This is a genomic window from Devosia rhizoryzae, assembly GCF_016698665.1.
Lineage (GTDB): Bacteria > Pseudomonadota > Alphaproteobacteria > Rhizobiales > Devosiaceae > Devosia > Devosia rhizoryzae.
Window position 1 is genome coordinate 3178987 of record NZ_CP068046.1, and the last position, 19298, is coordinate 3198284.

A 19298-nucleotide genomic window follows, 5' to 3' on the forward strand; every position below is an offset into this window, starting at 1 on the left:
GTCAAGTTCACTTATACTGTCCCTCGTGGCGCCGCCTTCCCAGCGAAGCCAAGTGTAAGCCCTTCAACGACAATGCGGATTTTGTGCGCAATGCGTTAGGAAAGGCTTAACCCTTTCGCGTGAATCGCGCCACGAAGAAGCCGTCCATTCCCCCATCACTTTCACCCGGCCGCATGGCGGGGTGAGTGCGGACGAGGCCCTTGGCACTGACGGCGCCGGGAAGACCGGGGAGTTCATCGGCGCGAACCGGGGAAAGTTCGAGCTCCGGCAAGGCGTCGAGCGCCCATTGCACCTGGTCCTCGCCTTCGGCCGCTTCCAGCGAGCAGACGCAATAGATCAGCGTGCCACCGGGTTTCAGCGAGCGCAGGGCGTTGCTGAGCAGCGAACGTTGCAACCGCACACGGCCGGCAATGTCATTGGCAGACCGGTGCCACAGCACTTCCGGATGCCGGCGGAAAGTGCCGGTGGCGGAGCAGGGGGCATCGAGGAGGATGCCGTCGAACAGCGTTTGCGGCGCATAATGGGCAGCGTCGGCCTCCACGACATCCGGCTCATAGCCAAGCCGCGCCATGTTGCTCCGCAGCCGCTCGAGCCGGACGGCATCGCTATCGAGCGCGGTGACCTTGTAGCCGGCTTTGCTCAGCTGCGCCGTCTTGCCGCCCGGCGCGGCGCAAAGATCGAGAACGGTGCTCTCCTCCGGCAGGCGGAGCAGGCGGGCTGGAATGGCGGAGGCCACGTCCTGCACCCACCAGCGGCCTTCGGCATAGCCGGGCAGGGCATCGACCGGGCGGTCTCGGCTTTCCACGCGCACCGTGTCGCCGCTCAGCCGCTCAGCGCCGAGTGCCTCGATCAGCTCCGCGTCATCATCGCGCAGCGTGAGGTCGAGCGGCGCGCCGGCGACCAAGGCATCGGTGAAGTGCTGCACCGCCTCAGCGCCGTAGGCCGCGCGCCATCCATTGCTCAGCTCGGGCGGCAGCAGCATGCGGTCTTCAAGGAGGCCATAGCGCGCGGAATTTCCCTGGGCCTTGCGCAAGACTGCGTTCATCAAGCCCGAAAGATGGCGCGCCTTGGGATCGCGCTTGATGGCTTCGACGGCAAGAAACAGCGCCGAGTGGGCGCCAAGATCGGGAAGGAACACGAGCTGCGCCAGAGACAGGCGCAAGACGGCTTCAAAGCTACCCGATTTTGCCGGCATGCCCTTGTCGAGCAGGTCGCGCATCATGAAGTCGATCTGGCCGTGGCGGCGCAGGGCGGTGGTGATCAGCCGATTGGCGAGCGCACGATCGCGGCCATCGGGCAGCTCGGCCGCAGACAAAGGTGAAAAATGTTCGCCGCCCAAAACGGCACGGAGCCGTTGGGCGGCGGCAAGGCGGAGCTTTAGCCCCGCCGGATCGCTGCGTTGCGCCACGTATATCTATCCCCAGGGACCGCGCGCACCGCCATCGTCTTCGGTGCGCCCCACGGTCGGCACGCGCCAGCCGCCGCCGATATCGCTGCCAACGGAGGGGCTGCGCGGACGGGGCTGGGGCCGGCGGCCCTTATCGTCCACACTCATCTCGGCTGCAAGCTTTTGCAGCGCGGCAATGCGATTGCCGGTATCGGGGTGGGTGGAAAAGAGGTTGTCCATTCGCTGCCCCGACAGGGGGTTGATGATATACATATGCGCCATGGCCGGGTTGCGCTCGGCCGCAACATTGACCTGACGGCCGGCAAGCGTTGCGATCTTGTTGAGCGCCGAAGCCAGCGCCAGCGGATCGCCGGAAATGGCCGCGCCATCGGCATCGGCCTCGTATTCGCGCGTGCGGCTCACCGACATCTGCACGACCATGGCGGCGAGCGGGGCCAGAAACACCATCAACAGCGCACCGATGCCGCCCAGCGGATTGTCGCGATTGTTGCCGCCACCGAAGAACAGCCCGAACTGGGCCAGCGCTGAAATGGCACCTGCCAGCGTCGCGGTGATGGTCATGGTCAGCGTGTCGCGGTTCTTGATGTGCGCCAATTCGTGCGCAACGACGCCGGCGACTTCGCGCGTCTGGAGCTGCCGCAAGAGGCCCGAGGAGACGGCGACGGCGGCATTGTTGGGGTCACGGCCGGTGGCAAAGGCGTTGGGCTGTTCGGACTGGATCACATAGACCGCCGGGGTCGGAATGCCGGCCCGCTTGGAGAGGACATCGACCATGTCATAGAGCTCGGGCGCCTGCGAGCGCTCGACTGGGACGGCATTCTGCATGCGCAGCACCATCTTATCGGAGTTCCAGAAGGCAAAGACGTTGGTCGCGGCGGCAAAAGCCAGCGCCAAGAACATGCCGCTGGTGCCGCCGATAAAATAGCCGACCACCATGAACAGCGCGGTCATGCCGGCCAGAAGAACGAAGGTGCGCATGCCGTTGAACATGGGTTGTGCCCCTTGGGTTGAATCTCTTGACGAACTATGTTGTGCGTCACCGAGTTCCGCGCAAGCGGGCACCCCCAATTGTCATGGAGCGACAGCGATGGACGAGGAAAGCCAGGCCAAGGTGTTGTCCCCCGCAGCGCAGCGAGCGCTGGAGGAAGCCGAACAGCGCCGCCGCGAGATCGATGCCGCGACTGCCATGGCGCCCAAGGAAAAGGGTGGCCGCGGCGGGCTCGAGCCAAGCCGCTACGGCGATTGGGAGATCAAGGGGCTGACGAGCGATTTTTGAGGTGGCTGCTGTGCCGGGGTAGCCCTCATCCTGAGGAGCGAAGCGTCTCGAAGGACGAGGGCGTGGCACCGGGCCTCCACTCGCCCACCTCGTGGTTCGAGGCTGCGCTTCGCTGCGCACCTCACCATGAGGTTCCCCGGCTCACCCCGGCAAAATATCGGTAATATTGAAGCCCGCCGCAGACACGGCAAAGGTCGTCACCACCGTTACGATGGCAGCAATCAGAGCATACTCGACGGCGCTGACGCCGGTCTCGTCTCGCAACAGTTTTCGCAATACGCGCAACAACATAGGCTTACTCGACCGCATAGGTCCAAGATGCACAAGCAATCCTGAACAGGAGGTGAATGGCCTAGCTTTGCGCCTTTGCGATGGCGGGGAGCACTTCGGTCTCGATCGTCTGCGGCGTCAGCGGGCCCACATGCTTGAAGACGATGGTGCCGCTCCGATCGACCAAAAAGGTCTCGGGCACGCCATAGACACCCCAGTCGATGGAGACGCGGCGATCGCGATCGGCGCCGATGGCATCGTAAGGGTTGCCGAGTTCGGCAAGGAAGGCCACGGCATTTTCCGGCGCATCGGAATGGTTGATGCCGAAAAGACGAATGCCGGTTTCAGCTTTTACCGCTTCGAGCAGTGGATGCTCGTCGCGGCAGGGAATGCACCAGGAAGCAAAGACATTGACCAGGGTCGGCGCGCCCTGAAGCGACGCGGTGTCAAAGCCGGGGACATCGATGCCATCCACCGCCGCTAGGCTAAACTGCGGCGCCGGCTTGTCGATCAATACCGAGCGCACAAGGCTCGCGTCCCGGTCGATGGAGGTGGCAAAAACGGCGACCAGCCCGATCAAAGCCAAAAGCGGCAGCGCGAAGAGAAGATAACGCATCAAGGGCGTTTGTCCCCAAGCTCGAGCAGCCGTGCCGCGGTGCGGCGGGCATCTAAAATGGTCCAGCCGATCAGTGCCGCGACGCCGAGAAAGACGCCGCAATAGGCGCCGATGATGAATTCGGCATGCTGGCCCAGTTCGATCATGCGGCATCCCCCCGGGCAGCCTTGCGCTCCAGCGTCATCACCCGGCGGCGCTTGACCTCGGTATGCATGGCCACGAGCTGCAGCGTGATGAAGAGGAAGGTGAAGGCAAAGAACATGACGAAAAGCGGCGTCAGGATCGAGCCCGGCATTCTGGGTCCGTCGGCAGTAAAGACGCTGGCCGGCTGGTGCAGCGTCGACCACCAATCAACGGAAAACTTGATGATCGGCACGTTGACCGCACCAACGAGGGTAAAGATCGCAACGATGCGCGCGGCCTTGAGCTGGTCGTCGAAGGCGCGCCACAGCGCGACGATGCCGAGGTAGATGAAGAGGAGAATGAGGGTCGAGGTCATGCGACCGTCCCATTCCCAGAACGTGCCCCAGGTCGGTCGACCCCAAAGCGAGCCGGTGAAGAGCGCCATCGCGGTGAAGGCAGCGCCAAGCGGCGAGGCGGCTTTCATCGACACGTCGGCCATGGGGTGGCGCCAGACCAGGGTGCCAAGCGCCGAAACCGCCATGGTTCCGTAGACGAACTGGCTGAGCCAGGCGGTGGGCACATGCACATACATGATGCGCACCGTGTCACCCATCTGGTAGTCGGCCGGCGAATTGAAGAAAGCAAAGTAGAGGCCTGCCGCAAACAGTAGCGCCGTCAGGGCAACCAGCGGCCAGATCAGCGGCCGCGTCCACTGGACGAACTGGCCGGGATGGGCCAGCCGGTTCCACCAGCTCATTTTGGGTGTGGTCTCAACCGTCATTTTCGCCGCTAACCCTTGCTTCCCTCGGAAGCGCTCTACTCCTCCCCCCACGCTATCGCAAGCGCGGCAGCAAAGGGAGAGAGTGCCAGCGCCATGAGACTGAGTGCCGCAAGAAAGAGCGTCGCCGCATTGCCTTGGCTCGGTCCTCCCAACGGCGCGATGACGCCGATGCCGAAGATCAGGACCGGCACGCAGAGAGGCGCGATCAGGATCGGCGCCAGGAGACCGCCGCGGCGTATGGCAACGGTCACCGCGGCCCCGAAGGCACCGAATGCCGCTAGGGCAGGGGTGCCGAGAAGCAGTGAGAGCACCGTGCGCCAGAAGGTGTCGAGATCCATGGCGAGGATTACGGCGAGGAAGGGCGAGGCGACGATCAGCGGCAGGGCCGAGGTCAGCCACTGGACGATCACTTTTGCGGCAATCACTGCGGACAGCGGCAGATCGGCAAGGCGATAGAGGGCAAGAGTGCCGTCTTCGAGATCGGGGCGGAACAGGCGGTCCAGCCCCAGGAGCATCGACAAGAATGCCGCGATCCAGACCACGCCCGGCGCAATGCGCGACAGCAGTTCCTGGTCCGGGCCGACGGCAAAGGGCACGATGGCGCCGACGATGATGAAGAACAGGAGCAGGGTTAGAACGTCGCCGCCACCGGCAAAAGCGAGGCGGAGGTCGCGGCGGATGACGCTCAGGAAGCCGGTCATGGCGTGGCTCCCAGCTGCAATGTCGTGAGCGAGGAAACCGCGATATCGTCATGGGTGGCGATGACCGCAAGCCCACCTTCGGCCAGATGGGCGCTCAGCAAATCTGCCAGCAACACGCGTCCATCCGCGTCCAGTGCGGCACTCGGCTCATCGAGCAGCCACAGCGGGCGACGTGACACCAAAAGCCGCGCCAGCACCAGCCGTCGCTGCTGGCCCGCCGACAGGTAGCCGGCATCGAGTTTTGCGGTCTTGCCGAGCCCGACGCGGTCCAGCGCCGCATCCGCAGCCAAGCCGGTATGGCCGTTGAGCGCTGCCCAAAAGCCCAGCGTTTGCCGCACCGTCATCCTGGCTCTCACGGCATTGCGATGGCCGCAATAGTGGAGGGCAGGGCCGTCGTCCGGATCATGACCCTCTATCGTTACCGTGCCCTCGATCGGCGCGAGAAGACCCGCCAGCGTTAGCAGCAGCGTCGATTTGCCGGCCCCGTTCGGCCCCCGCAGCAGGAGCCCCGAGCCACCGGCAACGTCCAGCGCCAGACCGTGCGCCAGCATCGTTTCGCCACGGCCCACGGCAAGCCCTTGGGTGTGCAGCGATAGGGGGGAATAGACTTGCCCTTGGGTCATGACCCCATCTCGTATTGGAGCCAAGGTAGAACTGGCAAGGCCTCCCGCGATTGACTATAAGCCCTTAGAGATTGGAAACATTCCAGAAAACGCATGACTTTCGATCGGCCCCACCGCCCGAAAGCATTGTGTTTCGAGCAGCAAAGGGCGGAGCCAAGTGACTTCTGTAGACAGCTTCAAATCCAAGTCCACATTGACGGTGGGTGGCAAGACCTACACTTACTACTCCATCGCCGAAGCGGAAAAGAACGGCTTGACCGGCGTTTCGCGCCTGCCCGGCTCGATGAAGGTCGTGCTCGAAAACCTCTTGCGCTTTGAAGACAACCGCACCGTTACCAAGGCCGATATTCAGGCCGTCGCCACCTGGCTGGTCGAGCGCACGTCCGACCACGAAATCTCCTACCGCCCGGCCCGCGTCTTGATGCAGGATTTCACCGGCGTTCCCGCCGTCGTCGACCTCGCCGCCATGCGCGACGCCACCGCCAAGCTCGGCGCCAATCCGCAAAAGATCAATCCGCTTGTGCCCGTCGATCTCGTCATTGACCACTCCGTGATGGTCGACAATTTCGGTACGCCGCTGGCCTTCGAGCAGAATGTCGAGCTCGAATATGAACGCAATGGCGAACGTTACGAATTCCTGCGCTGGGGCCAGTCGGCCTTCGACAATTTCCGCGTCGTCCCTCCCGGCACCGGCATCTGCCATCAGGTGAACCTCGAATACCTGGCCCAGACCGTCTGGACCAAGGAAGAGGACGGCGAAACCGTCGCTTATCCCGATACACTCGTGGGCACCGACTCGCACACGACCATGGTCAACGGCATGGCCGTGCTCGGCTGGGGCGTCGGCGGCATCGAAGCCGAGGCTGCCATGCTCGGCCAGCCGATCACCATGCTGATCCCCGAAGTCGTCGGCTTCAAGCTCACCGGCAAGATCAACGAAGGCATCACCGCCACCGATCTCGTGCTGACCGTCACCGAAATGCTGCGCAAGAAGGGCGTGGTCGGCAAGTTCGTCGAGTTCTTCGGCCCCGGCCTTGATTACCTTTCGCTCGAAGACCAGGCGACCATCGCCAACATGGCACCCGAATATGGTGCCACCTGCGGTTATTTCCCGGTCGATGCCGACACTCTGAAGTTCCTCGCCACCACCGGCCGCGATGCCGACCGCGTGGCGCTGGTCGAAGCCTATTCCAAGGCGCAGGGCATGTTCCGCACCACGGACAGCGAAGACCCAACCTTTACGTCCACTCTCGAGCTCGATCTCTCGACCGTCGTGCCCTCGCTCTCGGGTCCCAAGCGCCCGCAAGACCGCGTGGCGCTCAAGGATGTCACCCCGGCCTTCCTCAAAGCGCTGCCTGATCTTTCCGCCGGCCGTGGCGACGACATCGCGCCCTTCACCGACGCTGCGGTCAAGGATGCCGACTATACCATCACCGATGGTTCGGTGGTGATCGCCGCCATCACCTCCTGCACCAATACGTCCAACCCGTCGGTGCTCGTCGCCGCCGGTCTCGTTGCCCGCAAGGCGCGGGCGCTGGGCCTTAATTCCAAGCCCTGGGTCAAGACTTCGCTGGCCCCCGGCTCGCAGGTGGTCACCGACTATCTCACCGCCGCCGGCCTCCAGGACGATCTTGACGCCATCGGCTTCAACCTCGTGGGCTATGGCTGCACCACCTGCATCGGCAATTCCGGCCCGCTGCCGCAGGCCATTTCCGACACCATCAACGAAAAGCGCCTCGTCGCGGCTTCGGTGCTCTCGGGCAACCGCAATTTTGAAGGCCGCGTGAACCCCGACGTGCGCGCCAATTACCTCGCTTCCCCGCCGCTCGTCGTCGCTTATGCGCTGCTCGGCACGCTCAATGTCGACATCACCACCGAGCCGCTCGGCACCGGTTCGAACGGCCAGCCGGTCTATCTCAAGGACATCTGGCCCTCGAACCACGAAATCGCCGAGATCGTGCGCCAGCACGTCAATGCCGACATGTTCCGATCGCGCTATTCGGACGTGTTCAAGGGCGATGAGCACTGGCAGGGCATCGCTGTCGAAGGCAGCGAGACCTATGGCTGGAACGGCGGTTCGACCTATGTGCAGAACCCGCCCTATTTCGAAGACCTGACCATGGAGCCAAAGGCGGTCACCGATATCGTCTCGGCTCGCGTTCTGGCGCTCTTCCTCGACTCGATCACCACCGACCACATTTCCCCGGCCGGTTCGTTCAAGTCGGGCACACCGGCGGGCAAGTACCTCATGGAGCATCAGGTCGCGCCCAAGGACTTCAACTCCTATGGCGCTCGTCGCGGCAATCATGAAGTCATGATGCGCGGCACCTTTGCCAATATCCGCATCAAGAACATGATGCTCGATGGCGTCGAAGGCGGCTACACGCTCGGGCCCGACGGCTCGCAGATGGCGATCTACGACGCGGCCATGGCCTACCAGCAGCAGAATACGCCGCTCGTGATCTTTGCCGGCAAGGAATATGGCACCGGCTCCTCGCGTGACTGGGCCGCCAAGGGCACCAATCTCCTTGGCGTCAAGGCCGTGATCGCGCAGAGCTTTGAGCGTATCCACCGCTCCAACCTCGTCGGCATGGGCGTTATCCCGCTGCAGTTCATGGACGGCGACAGCTGGCAGAGCCTTGGCCTCGATGGCACCGAAACGGTCGACATCCTCAATGTCGAAACCATCGTGCCGCGCGCCGTCGTCAACGTGAAGATCACCCGCGCCGATGGCTCGGTGCGCAATGTCGAAACCCGCTGCCGCATCGATACGGCCAACGAACTCGACTACTTCAAGAATGGCGGCATCCTCCACTACGTGCTGCGCAGCCTCGTCGCCGCGTAAGCAGCGCTTACATGTTTTGAAAACGAAGTGGCGGTCCGCAGGGGCCGCCATTTTCATTTCTGTGATGGAGTTAGGAAAATGGGGTCTCACCCGCTTTTGACTAGCCCGTCTTAACTTCTCCGGCCTACAACATCCCCATGTTTAGCCGCCCCGTTTTTGCCTTAATCGCTGGCGCTTCCGCGCTTCTGCATCCTGCCTCAGCCGGGGCGGAAACGCTTCGGGGCGAGCCCAAGGCCGTGGTCGAGCTTTTTACAAGCCAGGGCTGTTCTTCCTGCCCGCCGGCGGACGCGATGCTGACCAGCCTTGCCGGTCGCGACGATGTGGTGGCCCTGGCCTATCATGTCGACTACTGGGACTATATCGGCTGGCAAGACACCTTTGCCGCCCCCGCCTTTTCCGATCGCCAGCGCGGCTATGCCAAGAGCTGGGGGTCCTCCAGCATCTTTACCCCGCAAATGGTGATCAATGGCGAGGAGGGCGTCGTCGGCTCACGCCGCGACGAAGTACAGGACGCCGTTGCCTCGGCGCAGCTGCCGCTGGCGCTGACCATGGAAAAGCACGGTGACATGCTCAAGATCGGCATTCCCGCCGATGCCGGGCTGGGCGATGCCGGGATCTGGCTGGTCCGCTACCTCGATCGCGCCAAGGTCGATATCGACAGCGGCGAGAATGCGGGCAAGGCCATGGTCTATACGCAGGTGGTCACCGACCGGCAGATGCTGGGCATGTGGGAGGCCAAGACTGGCGCCCAGATCAAGCTGCCGCTTGCCGAGCTTCGCGGCCAGGACAATGGCGGCTTCGCCCTCCTCGTGCAGCAGGAACGCAACGGCATGCCGGGTCCGATCCTGGGTGCTGCCGTCTACGAGTTCTAGCGCAAAAAAGAGCCCGCTCCTTGGGGGCAGGGAGCGGGCGACTTGACTCTATTGGAGGCTGTCGGCAACCGGGTTTCAGGTTTGGGGGCTCAGATGCCCGGCTGCCGATAGATCAAACCTGATCGTTCATTCTGGCGTGATCACGAGCAAAGCGTGACCGAAATGGGGAATTTTCCACCCTTGTTTTCGCCACTGAATGGGTCGATCATGACTGTGTCGTGACAGAGTAGAGGGCCATTTTGCAGGCTCCACCAGATCCATCGAAGGCTAATCTTTCCCTCGTGCATGTGGGTGAACCACAACCGCAACCAGCGCGTCCGGCGCCTCCCGTCGTCGCCTTCGAGCGCCGTGAGCTGATGCTGATCCTTTCGGTCTATGGCCGCAAGGTCGCCTCCGGCGACTGGCGCGACTATGCCATGGACTTCCTCAAGGATCGGGCGCTGTTCTCGATCTATGCTCGCGTTTCCGAACGCCCGCTTTTCGTCGTGGAGAAGAACCCCAAGCTGCGCAATCGGCAGGGCCAGTTCATGGTCACCAACCAGCAGGGCCGCGTCCTCAAACGCGGCCACGACCTCGCGCAGGTGCTGCGCGTGCTCGATCCCGATCTGATGGTGGTCGGCTAGCTAGGCTGCCTCTCCTAGACCTCATCCTGAGCCTGTCGAAGGACGAGGTCGCAGCCACTGAGTGCCCGACCTCGTGGTTCGACAAGCTCACCATGAGGTCTCATCTAATTACAGCGCGCGCTGCAGGTGCACGATGTCGTGCCAGCGGTCGAACTTCAGTCCCACGGCCTCGTAATAGCCGACGCGCTTGAACCCGAACTTTTCGTGGATGGCGATCGAGTTGGCGGTGTCGGCAGTGATCACGGCCAGCATCTGCTTGAAGCCAAAGGCGCGCGACTGCTCCAGCAATTCGGTCAGAAGCGCCTTACCGATGCCGCGGCCCTTTTCCTCGGGATCGAGGTAGATCGAGTCTTCGCAGGTAAAGCGGTACGCCGCCCGGGGACGGTAAAAGCTCGCATAGGCATAGCCCACGGTCCGCCCTTCGCGCTCGGCAATGATCAGCGGGTGGCCGAGCCTTTTGAGTCCCGCATACTTTTCGGCGATCGCTTCCTCGCCCGGCGCTTCGGTGTCGAAGGTAATGGCGGTGTGGTCGACATAGTGCCGGTAGATCGTCGTGATCGCCGGGACGTCGGACCACTGGAAGGGGCGAAGAACAAAATCGGACATGGCAGACCAACAAAAAGACCGCAGCCCTTTTAGGCTGCGGTCCGATTGGTCGTCCAACCAATTTTAGGCCAATATTACTCGCGGTTGCCGAAGAGGCGGAGCAGCATCATGAAGAGGTTGATGAAGTCGAGGTAGAGGCTCAGAGCGCCCATGATGGCGTTCTTGGCCATGACGTCGGCGCCATAGTGCTCCGAATAGCTTTCCTTGATCTTCTGGGTGTCATAGGCGGTCAGACCGGTGAAGATCAGCACGCCCAGTACCGAGATCGCGAAATCGAGCATGGTCGAGCCCATGAAGATGTTCACGATCGAGGCGATGATGATGCCGATGAGGCCCATCATCAGGAAGTTGCCCATGCCGGTGAGGTCACGCTTGGTGGTGTAGCCGTAAAGGCTCATCGCGCCGAACGTTGCGGCCGTGATGAAGAACACCTTGGCGATGGAAGCGCCGGTATAAACGAGGAAGATCGAGCTCAGCGACAGGCCCATGACGGCCGCGAAGGCCCAGAATACGGCTTGCGCGGCAGGCACGGAAAGCTTGTTGATGCCAAAGCTCAGCACCAGGACAAAGCCCAGCGGAGCCAGCATGATCACCCAGGCGAGCGGGCTGCCATAAAGCAGTTCGGCATTGGCCTGGCTCGACAGAGCCCACTGGCTAGTGAAATAGGCGACAAGGCCCGTGACAACGAGGCCGACGCCCATGTAGTTGTAAACGCGCAGCATATAGCTGCGAAGGCCCTCGTCGATGGCCAAGGCCGAGCCGGCCCGCGCACCGAGGGTCTGACGGTCATATTCAGCCATTCTTTGGTTCCCTTTCCCAAATGAACTTGCGGTCTTGTTACCGCCGGTGGGCATTGGCACTGCCACTTGCTGGTGAATATGGGGACGGTATTGCCCAATGACAAGGATTAATGGCCGCCTGCGACACGGTGGACTGGTCCGTTAGGCTCGCTGTGCTAGGCTCAAGCGACGAATCGTGCGCCTGCCGCCAGGGAGGAAACCATGCCCCGGCTCTTTACCGGTCTTGAAATCCCACCCGATCTCGGCTTTGCCCTGTCGCTGAAGCGCGGTGGGCTGACGGGGGCGCGCTGGATCGATCCGGAAAATTACCACATCACCTTGCGCTTCATCGGCGACGTCGATGCACAGACCGCCAATGACGTGGTCGACAGCTTAGACCGGCTTTCCAACTCCCTGCGCTTTGCGGTCCGGCTCACACATCTGGGCAGTTTTGGCGGCGACAAGCCGCGGGCGCTTTTCGCCGGTGTCGAGCCGTCCGAGGCGCTTTCAAGGCTGCAATCGGCGCAGGAACGCGTGCTGCAACGCGCCGGCATCGAGCCCAAAGGCCGGCGCTTTGTGCCCCATGTGACGCTTGCCCGGCTGCGCGGCACGTCGGCCGAAGAACTTGCCCGCTTTATCGCCGAAGCGGCCATGTTCGAGCCGCTGAGCTTCGTCCCGGCCCATTTCGTCCTCTACTCGAGCCGCGAGTCCACGGGCGGCGGACCCTACGTCATCGAAGAGACCTACCCGCTCTCCTCATGATCTCTCACGCCCTTGTTAGCGCTTCCTTTACCGTTCCGGCCGAAACCGGGGACCGACACATGCTTGGTGCCCAAATGCCGCCGCGTTTGGCTTTCATTTGAGGCAAATACGGTCAAGGCCGGCGGGATTTGACGTCTTGGTAACCATGTTGGGGCACTGTGCGGGCAGGCAGTCTCCTAAGCTTTTTATTTAGAGGATGAATTGGCGATGACGACGAAAACCACCGGCCTCCTTTTCGGGCTTGCGGTCGCTTCAGTCATGGCTCTGGCGCCCGCCGCCCAAGCGCAGCAGGCGACCGAGCTTGGCACCTTCAATGCCTGGTCGGCTTATACCGCGACTGATCAGAGCGGGCAGCTTTGCTTCATCATCGGCGAGCCGCAGTCGAGCGAACCCTCCGGCGCCAATCGCGACCCGATCAAGTTCCTGATCGTCCATCGCAAGGGCATGGGCTCCAAGAACGAAGTCCAGACCCAGATCGGCTACCCCTATAACAGTTCTGACGCCAAGGCTTCGGTCGCCATCGACGGCAAGAGCTACACAATGGCTGCGCGCGACTCGACCGCCTGGCTGGCTTCCAATGCCGACGAGCCCGGCTTCGTCCAAGCCTTCAAGGGCGGATCGCAGATGGTGGTGCGCGGCACCTCGCAGCGCGGAACCAATACGGTGGATACCTATTCCCTGTCCGGTGCCACAGCCGCAGTCAACGCCATCGACGCGGCCTGCAAGTAAGGGCTTGTCGCCCACGCCGCAAACGCCATAACTGGGCGCCGGGTCCTGCCCGTCGCCCTTTCTCTATTTAAGAGCTCGCCTCCATGATCCACAAATCGCTCAGCCTCGCACTTCTTCTTGCCGCTGCGGCAGCGCTGCCGGTCCAAGCGCAATCAGCGCGCGTACTTGGAGATTTCCGCGATTGGTCGAGCTATGCCGCCGATGACGGTTCGGGCAACATCTGCTTTGCCATGAGCCGGCCGAAAACGACCGCACCCGAACCGGCTGGCCTGGGCGACGCCTATCTTTATGTCACCGACCGGCCCGGCGAAGACGTTGCTGGCGAGTTCAATGTGGTTGCCGGCTACACCTTCCAGACCGGATCGGTCGCCACGGCCAATGTTGGCGGGCAAACCTTTGCCCTCTTCACCCAGGGCGACGCCGCCTGGCTCGACGATGCAGGGCAGGCTGCAAACCTTGCAGCTGCCATCCGCGCCGGCTCGACGCTTGTCGTCACCGGCACGGCGGCGGACGGCACCAGCGTCACCCAGACCTATTCGCTATCCGGCGCCACCGCCGCGCAGCAAGCCGTCGGCGCCGAATGCTGAGGTGAGCAACAAGCTGGTCCGAAACGAGCAGCGGAAGTTGACGGCGACGTATCTTAATGGCGTCGGCATGGCCGTACTGGGCGTTGGTGGTTTTGCGCCGGTGGTGTCGATGACGCTGAGCGGGCCGACATCGTCGATCGTTCCCGTTCTGGTGTTTGGTTGTATCTTGGCAAGTATCGGCCTACATTTGCTGGCGAGACAAATTCTAGGAGGGTTGGAAGAATGACGGATCCCATGCTCCTGCTCAGCTATGGCGTCTTTTTTGCCGGAGTTGGATTTATCGCCTGGTGGGCGACCACGCTCGATCGGCCGAAAAAGCCTCGCCATCCTGCACCCGGCGAATAACGCAGATCCGCTTCCCGCAGGAACGGCCATTCGAGCACAGCTCTCTTGGCCTTCTTGCCTCTGATCGCTCCCCTGGAGCGATCAGCCCTTCGTGACGGCTCGACGCTTTGCGCTTTCGCGCACCATATGCTATTGGCCTCGTCACTCCCCGATCATCCGGACCTTTGTGCCTGCCATGAGCATTGCGCTGAACCTTGACCATTCGACCGCCCTTCGTCCTGCCTCCTCGGCGCGGCCGTCGCTTATCGGTCTTTCCAAGGCGGACCTGGCGCAGGCGCTGGTGGGCCATGACATGGTCGGCGAAAAAGAGGGTCGGATGCGCGCCAGCCAGCTTTGGAACTGGCTTTACGTCAATGGCGTGACCGACTTCGACCGCATGACCAATGTGGCCAAACCCGTGCGTCAGAAGCTTGCTGATACCTTCATTCTCGACCGGCCCGAAATTGCGTCCGAGCAGATTTCGGTCGATGGCACCCGCAAGTGGCTGTTCCGCTTCCGCGATCCGCAAAACCCCAATATGCCGGCGGTAGAAGTCGAAACCGTCTACATCCCGGAAAGTGACCGCGGGACACTTTGTGTCTCCTCACAGGTCGGCTGCACCCTCACCTGCTCCTTCTGCCACACCGGTACGCAAAAGCTCGTCCGCAACCTGACGGCTGGCGAAATTCTCGGCCAGATCATGATGGCGCGCGAGCGTCTTGGAGATTTCCCGGGCGGTTCGCGACCCGCCGACGGTGGCCTCGTGCCAGGCGGCGAGTCTCGCGCCATCACCAATATCGTGATGATGGGCATGGGCGAGCCGCTCTACAATTACGACAACGTCAAGCAGGCGCTGCTGATCGCTTCGGCCGGCGACGGCATGTCGATTTCCAAGCGCCGCATCACGCTTTCGACCTCTGGCGTCGTGCCCTATATCGAGCCGACCGGCCGCGAGATCGACGTCATGCTCGCCATTTCGCTGCATGCCGTGCGCGACGACCTGCGCGACGTGCTGGTGCCGATCAACAAAAAATGGCCGATCGCCGAGCTTCTTGACGCCTGCCGCAATTATCCGGGTCTTTCCAACGCCCGCCGCATTACCTTCGAATATGTGATGCTCGACGGCATCAATGACAGCGATGCCGAAGCCAAGGAGCTGGTGCGCTTGCTGGCCGGCATCCCCGCCAAGATCAACCTGATTCCGTTCAACCCCTGGCCGGGGTCGAACTACGGCACCTCGCCTTCCTCGCGCATCGAGCGCTTTGCCGATATCGTTAATCGCGCCGGCTATGCCTCGCCGGTTCGTACGCCGCGTGGCCGCGACATTTTTGCCGCCTGCGGCCAGCTCAAGAGCGAGTCCGAACGCTTGAGCAAAAAGGACCGCGAGGCGATCCTGGCGCTGTGAAGCCCTCGCAACGCCGCGTCGACGAGGCCATCGCCGCCGCAGAAGCGGCAGCAGCCCGCCGCGCGCCCGATATCTGCCCGCTCTGCGAACGTCCGATCCCGCCTGATGCGAAATCCAGCCGACATCACCTGACGCCGCGCCTCAAGGGTGGGACGCACAAGGGCACGGTGCGCCTCCACCAGATCTGCCACAGCGCCATCCATGCCCGGTTCTCGGAAACCGAACTGGCCAAACGCCTGGCCGATGTCGAAAGCCTGCGCAGCGATCCCGAACTTGCCGAATTCATCGCCTGGGTCAAAACCAAGCCACCCGGATTTCACGCTCCCACGCGGATGACCAAGGGTCGGCGTACGGCGCGCAAGGATCGGACTTAGCCAACTTATCAGTAGACCTCATCCTGAGCCCGTCGAAGGACGAGGTCGTGGCACGATTTGCGTATCCGACCTCGTGGTTCGACAAGCTCACCATGAGGTCTCAGGGCTCACTCGCCAGCGATCCAGCTCACCGACCAACGGCCGCGATCTTCCTCACCGAGGATTTCTGCCAGCACCGGCAGCACCGTCCGCATTTCTTCTTCCAGCACAAAGGGCGGGTTAACGACGATCATTCCCGTGCCGTGCAGCCGTGCCGGTTGCGAAGCAGGCCGGATGGTCAGCTCGATGCGCAGGATTTTGGGAATGCCGGTTGCCTTGAGCGCTTTCACGAAGACTTCGACTTCGGCCCATTCTTTGATCGGGTACCAGTAGGCATAGATACCACCGGGCCAACGGGCATGCGCTTTCTCGAGGCTCGATACCATGCGGGTGAACTCGCCCTTTTCCTCGAAGGGTGGATCGACCAGCACCAGTCCGCGCTTTTCCTTTGGCGGCAGATGGGTGCCCAGGGCTGCCCAGCCGTCGAGATTGGTGACACGGACCTGAAAGTCGTCGGCAAAGTTTTTCTTGAGTGCCCAGGCGTCGCCCGGATGCAGTTCCAGCGCCATGAGCCGGTCCTGCTCGCGCAGCAGCTGCCGGGTGATCATGGGCGAACCGGGATAGTAGCGCAGCGTGCCATTCGGATTTCGCGCGCGCACCGAGGCCAGATAGGGCTCGAGCAAAGCGGCGGCAGGCTCGGGAAGTTTCACGTGAATCAAACGGCCGATGCCGTCCTGCCACTCGCCCGTACGTTCGGCCTCGTTGCCGAAAAGGTCGTAGATCCCGACACCGGCATGGGTGTCGATCACCCGGAAAGCGGCCTCCTTGCGCATGAGATAGGCAAGAATTCGGGTGAGGATCGTGTGCTTGACGACGTCCGCGAAATTACCGGCGTGGAAGGCGTGACGATAATTCAATGCCGAGCCTGCGCGGTCAGGATGGTGGCGGCGAAGGCGGTGAAGATTGCGGCGAAGCTCCAGTTCAGTGCGCGTTCGACCCAGATCGACCGCTTGAAGGCTGCAGCCAGCCAGTCGGCAGCCAGCACAGTGACGAGACCGAGCGGGATCGAAATCAAGACGAACTCAAAGCCGAGAAAGAACAGTTTGCCGGTGGCGCCCGGATCGTGAGCATCCACGAATTGGGGCAAAAAGGTCATGAAGAAGAGGACGACCTTGGGATTAAGCAGGTTGATCCCAACCCCGGTCGCAAAACTCTGCCGCACCGATGGTACCCTTGGCGCCGCCGCGGCAATGCGCAAACCGCCGCCCTGCGTGATTGCGCCATAGGCAAGCCACAGGAGATAAAGCGCCCCAGCGATCTTGAGCGCCAGAAACAAAGGCGGCGCTGCAACGATCAGAACCGAAATGCCGAAGGCGACGAGCGTCGTGTGCACGACTATGCCCGCCATCGCGCCGAACATTGCCGCCAGCCCATGCGGCCGTCCGTAATTGACGGCGCGGCTGAGCTGCAGCGCCATGTCGGGACCGGGGGTGATGGCGAGGATCACCGTGGCCAGGGCAAAGGCGAGGATGACGGGCAGGTCGGGGACGAAGGGCATGGTTGTGGCTCAAGAATCTTGGGCCGGACAATTGCACCAATGCCCGGTCCTGACTAGGGTGCGCCCGATTTGACGGGCCCTGGCGCCCCTTTGCACAAGCGTGAACACCATGGCGAATGACATCAAGAAGATCGTGCTGGCCTATTCGGGCGGGCTCGACACCTCCATCATGCTGAAATGGCTGCAGGAGCACTACCAGGCCGAGATCGTGACCTTCACGGCCGACCTCGGGCAGGGTGAAGAGCTCGATCCCGCACGCAAGAAGGCGGAGATGTTCGGCATCAAGGACATCCGCATCGTCGACTTGCGCGAAGAATTCGTGCGCGATTTCGTGTTCCCGATGTTCCGCGCCAATGCGCTTTACGAAGGCCAGTACCTTCTCGGCACCTCCATTGCCCGCCCCGTGATCGCGCGCCATCTGGTCGAGATTGCCCGCGAAACCGGCGCCGATGCCATCGCCCATGGCGCCACCGGCAAGGGCAATGACCAGGTTCGCTTTGAGCTCACCGCCAATGCGCTGATGCCTGGCCTCAAGGTCATCGCCCCGTGGCGCGAATGGGACCTCCGCTCGCGCACCCAGCTCCTTACCTATGCCGAGCAGAACCAGATCCCGATCGCCAAGGACAAGCGTGGCGAAGCCCCGTTCTCGGTCGACGCCAATCTGCTGCACACGTCTTCCGAAGGCATGGTGCTGGAAGACCCGGCCGTGCCCTTCCCGGACTATGTCGCCCAGCGCACGACCGACCCGGAAAAGGCGCCGGACCAGGCCGAGATCATCACCATCAGTTTCGAAAAGGGCGATCCGGTCGCCATCGATGGCGAACAGCTGTCGCCGGCAGCGCTTTTGACCAAGCTCAATGAGCTCGGTGGCAAGCATGGCGTCGGCAGGCTCGACCTTGTCGAAAACCGCTTCGTCGGCATGAAGTCGCGCGGCCTCTACGAGACCCCTGGCGGCACGATCCTGCTGGCGGCACACCGTGGCATCGAATCCATCACGCTCGATCGTGGCGAAGCGCATCTTAAGGATGAGCTGATGCCCAAATATGCCGAGCTGATCTATAACGGCTTCTGGTATTCGCCCGAGCGCGAAATGCTGCAGGCCCTGATCGACAAGTCGCAAACCTATGTGTCGGGCGAGGTGCAGGTGAAGCTCTACAAGGGCTCGGCCAACGTCATTTCCCGCTCCTCGCCGCACTCGCTCTACAACATGGACCTTGTGACCTTCGAAGAAGGCGCTGTGGCCTATGATCACCACGACGCGGAAGGCTTCATTCGTCTCAACGGTCTGCGCCTAAAAACCTGGGCGGCGCGTAACGCCAAGGCTCAAGGCTAAGTGCAAAAGCCTGGGCGCGTCGTCATCCTCAATGGGGCGCCGCGCTCGGGCAAGTCGAGCCTGGCTCATGCCTTCCAGGCCAGCGCTCCAGGCCGATGGGTGATCTGGGGCGTTGACGCCTTCAACAAGACCTTGCCGCCTTCGCTGCTTCCGGGCATCGGCTTGCGGCCAGGCGGTGAACGTCCCGATCTCGAACCGGAGGTCGAAAAACTTTACGGCGTCTACTTCGCAGCGCTGCTTGCTTACGCCGAGACAGGCTTCGATGTGGTCGCGGACCTGGGGCTTCACAGCAGCTATTCACGGCCTTTCGATCCCTACATTCTGATGCAACAGAGACTGGCAGGTCCTCGGCTGGTGGTCGTGGGCGTTCTATGCCCGATCGACGTCATCATGGCGCGTCGCAATGCCGATCCGCAGGGTGGGTTCTACGCCGCCGGACAGGGCGTACCTGCGCCGGTAGCCCTCTGGCAGGAGGCAGTTCACGCCGGCAAGACCTACGATCTGGAACTCGACACGAGCGTGCTTTCGCCCGAAGCCGGGGCCGCGCTTATCGGGTCTCGCCTTGCGGCCGCCGAAATCGATTGAACCTTTGCCATTTAATTGCGTGTTAAACCTGTCACACTAGCTTCCAAGCCCAGGCCAGGAACGGCTCTTGGACTGTTGG

At 62.4% G+C, this 19298-nt stretch carries 25 protein-coding genes; 13 read left to right on the forward strand and 12 right to left on the reverse strand.

All coding sequences use genetic code 11. The features are described from left to right. Positions 1-106: 106 nt before the first annotated feature. Together JI748_RS15575 and htpX are read right to left on the reverse strand one after the other, a co-directional pair. A complete protein-coding gene (locus JI748_RS15575) occupies positions 107-1408 on the reverse strand; it encodes an RsmB/NOP family class I SAM-dependent RNA methyltransferase (RefSeq protein ID WP_201632733.1) in 1302 nt (433 codons plus the stop codon). A gap of 6 nt (positions 1409-1414) precedes the next feature. Beyond that, positions 1415-2398 (reverse strand): zinc metalloprotease HtpX, encoded by a 984-nt coding sequence (gene htpX, locus JI748_RS15580; protein ID WP_201632736.1) that lies wholly within the window; start codon positions 2396-2398, stop codon positions 1415-1417. 97 nt (positions 2399-2495) lie between these two features. On the opposite strand from htpX, the gene JI748_RS15585 reads away from it, so the two are divergent. Then, a complete protein-coding gene (locus tag JI748_RS15585; RefSeq protein WP_164532936.1) occupies positions 2496-2684 on the forward strand; it encodes a DUF1674 domain-containing protein in 189 nt (62 codons plus the stop codon). 141 nt (positions 2685-2825) lie between these two features. On the opposite strand, the gene JI748_RS15590 is transcribed toward JI748_RS15585, so the two are convergent. From JI748_RS15590 to ccmA, 6 genes are all read right to left on the reverse strand, one after another. Continuing rightward, complete coding sequence (locus JI748_RS15590) at positions 2826-2975, reverse strand: Flp family type IVb pilin (RefSeq protein ID WP_201632739.1); 150 nt, start codon at positions 2973-2975, stop codon at positions 2826-2828. A 61-nt stretch (positions 2976-3036) separates the two neighbouring features. Further along, complete coding sequence (locus JI748_RS15595) at positions 3037-3570, reverse strand: DsbE family thiol:disulfide interchange protein (RefSeq protein ID WP_201632742.1); 534 nt, start codon at positions 3568-3570, stop codon at positions 3037-3039. Beyond that, positions 3570-3716 (reverse strand): heme exporter protein CcmD, encoded by a 147-nt coding sequence (gene ccmD, locus JI748_RS15600; RefSeq protein WP_233280554.1) that lies wholly within the window; start codon positions 3714-3716, stop codon positions 3570-3572. The genes JI748_RS15595 and ccmD overlap by 1 nt, the downstream gene beginning before the upstream one ends. Continuing rightward, positions 3713-4474 (reverse strand): heme ABC transporter permease, encoded by a 762-nt coding sequence (locus JI748_RS15605; protein WP_201632745.1) that lies wholly within the window; start codon positions 4472-4474, stop codon positions 3713-3715. The genes ccmD and JI748_RS15605 overlap by 4 nt, the downstream gene beginning before the upstream one ends. A gap of 35 nt (positions 4475-4509) precedes the next feature. Then, entirely contained in the window at positions 4510-5175 is a 666-nt protein-coding gene (ccmB, locus tag JI748_RS15610; RefSeq protein WP_201632747.1) for a heme exporter protein CcmB, read from the reverse strand. Further along, complete coding sequence (gene ccmA, locus JI748_RS15615; RefSeq protein ID WP_201632750.1) at positions 5172-5798, reverse strand: heme ABC exporter ATP-binding protein CcmA; 627 nt, start codon at positions 5796-5798, stop codon at positions 5172-5174. The genes ccmB and ccmA overlap by 4 nt, the downstream gene beginning before the upstream one ends. A gap of 157 nt (positions 5799-5955) precedes the next feature. Between ccmA and acnA the strand changes: the two genes are divergently transcribed. The 3 genes from acnA (at position 5956) to JI748_RS15630 (ending at position 10138) form a co-directional block, all read left to right on the forward strand. Continuing rightward, positions 5956-8643, forward strand: coding sequence for an aconitate hydratase AcnA (acnA, locus tag JI748_RS15620; RefSeq protein ID WP_201632753.1), 2688 nt, complete (start codon positions 5956-5958; stop codon positions 8641-8643). A gap of 137 nt (positions 8644-8780) precedes the next feature. Continuing rightward, positions 8781-9515: a DUF1223 domain-containing protein gene (locus JI748_RS15625; RefSeq protein ID WP_201632756.1), complete on the forward strand. Its 735-nt coding sequence runs from the start codon at positions 8781-8783 to the stop codon at positions 9513-9515. Between the two features lie 236 nt (positions 9516-9751). Next, positions 9752-10138 (forward strand): DUF2794 domain-containing protein, encoded by a 387-nt coding sequence (locus JI748_RS15630; RefSeq protein WP_201637427.1) that lies wholly within the window; start codon positions 9752-9754, stop codon positions 10136-10138. 108 nt (positions 10139-10246) lie between these two features. On the opposite strand, the gene JI748_RS15635 is transcribed toward JI748_RS15630, so the two are convergent. Then, entirely contained in the window at positions 10247-10744 is a 498-nt protein-coding gene (locus JI748_RS15635; protein WP_201632759.1) for a GNAT family N-acetyltransferase, read from the reverse strand. 74 nt (positions 10745-10818) lie between these two features. Further along, on the reverse strand, positions 10819-11544 hold the full coding sequence (locus JI748_RS15640) for a Bax inhibitor-1/YccA family protein (protein WP_164532928.1): 726 nt from the start codon (positions 11542-11544) through the stop codon (positions 10819-10821). Between the two features lie 201 nt (positions 11545-11745). Here JI748_RS15640 and thpR point away from each other — a divergent pair, with 201 nt between their 5' ends. The 7 genes from thpR (at position 11746) to JI748_RS15670 (ending at position 15704) form a co-directional block, all read left to right on the forward strand. After that, positions 11746-12285 carry an RNA 2',3'-cyclic phosphodiesterase gene (gene thpR / locus JI748_RS15645; RefSeq protein ID WP_201632762.1) on the forward strand — a complete coding sequence of 180 codons (540 nt, stop codon included), beginning with the start codon at positions 11746-11748 and terminating at the stop codon, positions 12283-12285. 207 nt (positions 12286-12492) lie between these two features. Then, entirely contained in the window at positions 12493-13014 is a 522-nt protein-coding gene (locus JI748_RS15650; protein WP_201632765.1) for an invasion associated locus B family protein, read from the forward strand. Positions 13015-13097: 83 nt separating this feature from the next. Further along, positions 13098-13601, forward strand: a complete 504-nt coding sequence (locus tag JI748_RS15655) for an invasion associated locus B family protein (protein ID WP_201632768.1) — start codon at positions 13098-13100, stop codon at positions 13599-13601. 1 nt (position 13602) lies between these two features. Beyond that, positions 13603-13827: an amino acid transporter gene (locus tag JI748_RS15660; RefSeq protein ID WP_233280557.1), complete on the forward strand. Its 225-nt coding sequence runs from the start codon at positions 13603-13605 to the stop codon at positions 13825-13827. Further along, positions 13824-13946, forward strand: coding sequence for a hypothetical protein (locus tag JI748_RS17525; protein ID WP_267911598.1), 123 nt, complete (start codon positions 13824-13826; stop codon positions 13944-13946). Before JI748_RS15660 ends, JI748_RS17525 begins: the two co-directional genes overlap by 4 nt. A 175-nt stretch (positions 13947-14121) precedes the next feature. Next, entirely contained in the window at positions 14122-15330 is a 1209-nt protein-coding gene (rlmN, locus tag JI748_RS15665; RefSeq protein ID WP_201632781.1) for a 23S rRNA (adenine(2503)-C(2))-methyltransferase RlmN, read from the forward strand. A 29-nt stretch (positions 15331-15359) separates the two neighbouring features. Then, complete coding sequence (locus JI748_RS15670; RefSeq protein ID WP_201637431.1) at positions 15360-15704, forward strand: restriction endonuclease; 345 nt, start codon at positions 15360-15362, stop codon at positions 15702-15704. 107 nt (positions 15705-15811) lie between these two features. Here JI748_RS15670 and JI748_RS15675 read toward each other — a convergent pair whose 3' ends face one another. Then, positions 15812-16660 carry a 23S rRNA (adenine(2030)-N(6))-methyltransferase RlmJ gene (locus JI748_RS15675; RefSeq protein WP_201632784.1) on the reverse strand — a complete coding sequence of 283 codons (849 nt, stop codon included), beginning with the start codon at positions 16658-16660 and terminating at the stop codon, positions 15812-15814. Beyond that, positions 16657-17301, reverse strand: a complete 645-nt coding sequence (locus JI748_RS15680; protein ID WP_201632786.1) for a LysE family translocator — start codon at positions 17299-17301, stop codon at positions 16657-16659. Before JI748_RS15680 ends, JI748_RS15675 begins: the two co-directional genes overlap by 4 nt. 109 nt (positions 17302-17410) lie before the next feature. Between JI748_RS15680 and JI748_RS15685 the strand changes: the two genes are divergently transcribed. Together JI748_RS15685 and JI748_RS15690 are read left to right on the forward strand one after the other, a co-directional pair. Continuing rightward, complete coding sequence (locus tag JI748_RS15685) at positions 17411-18634, forward strand: argininosuccinate synthase (protein ID WP_201632788.1); 1224 nt, start codon at positions 17411-17413, stop codon at positions 18632-18634. Further along, a complete protein-coding gene (locus JI748_RS15690) occupies positions 18635-19219 on the forward strand; it encodes a chloramphenicol phosphotransferase CPT family protein (protein ID WP_201632790.1) in 585 nt (194 codons plus the stop codon). The last annotated feature ends 79 nt before the right edge of the window (positions 19220-19298 follow it).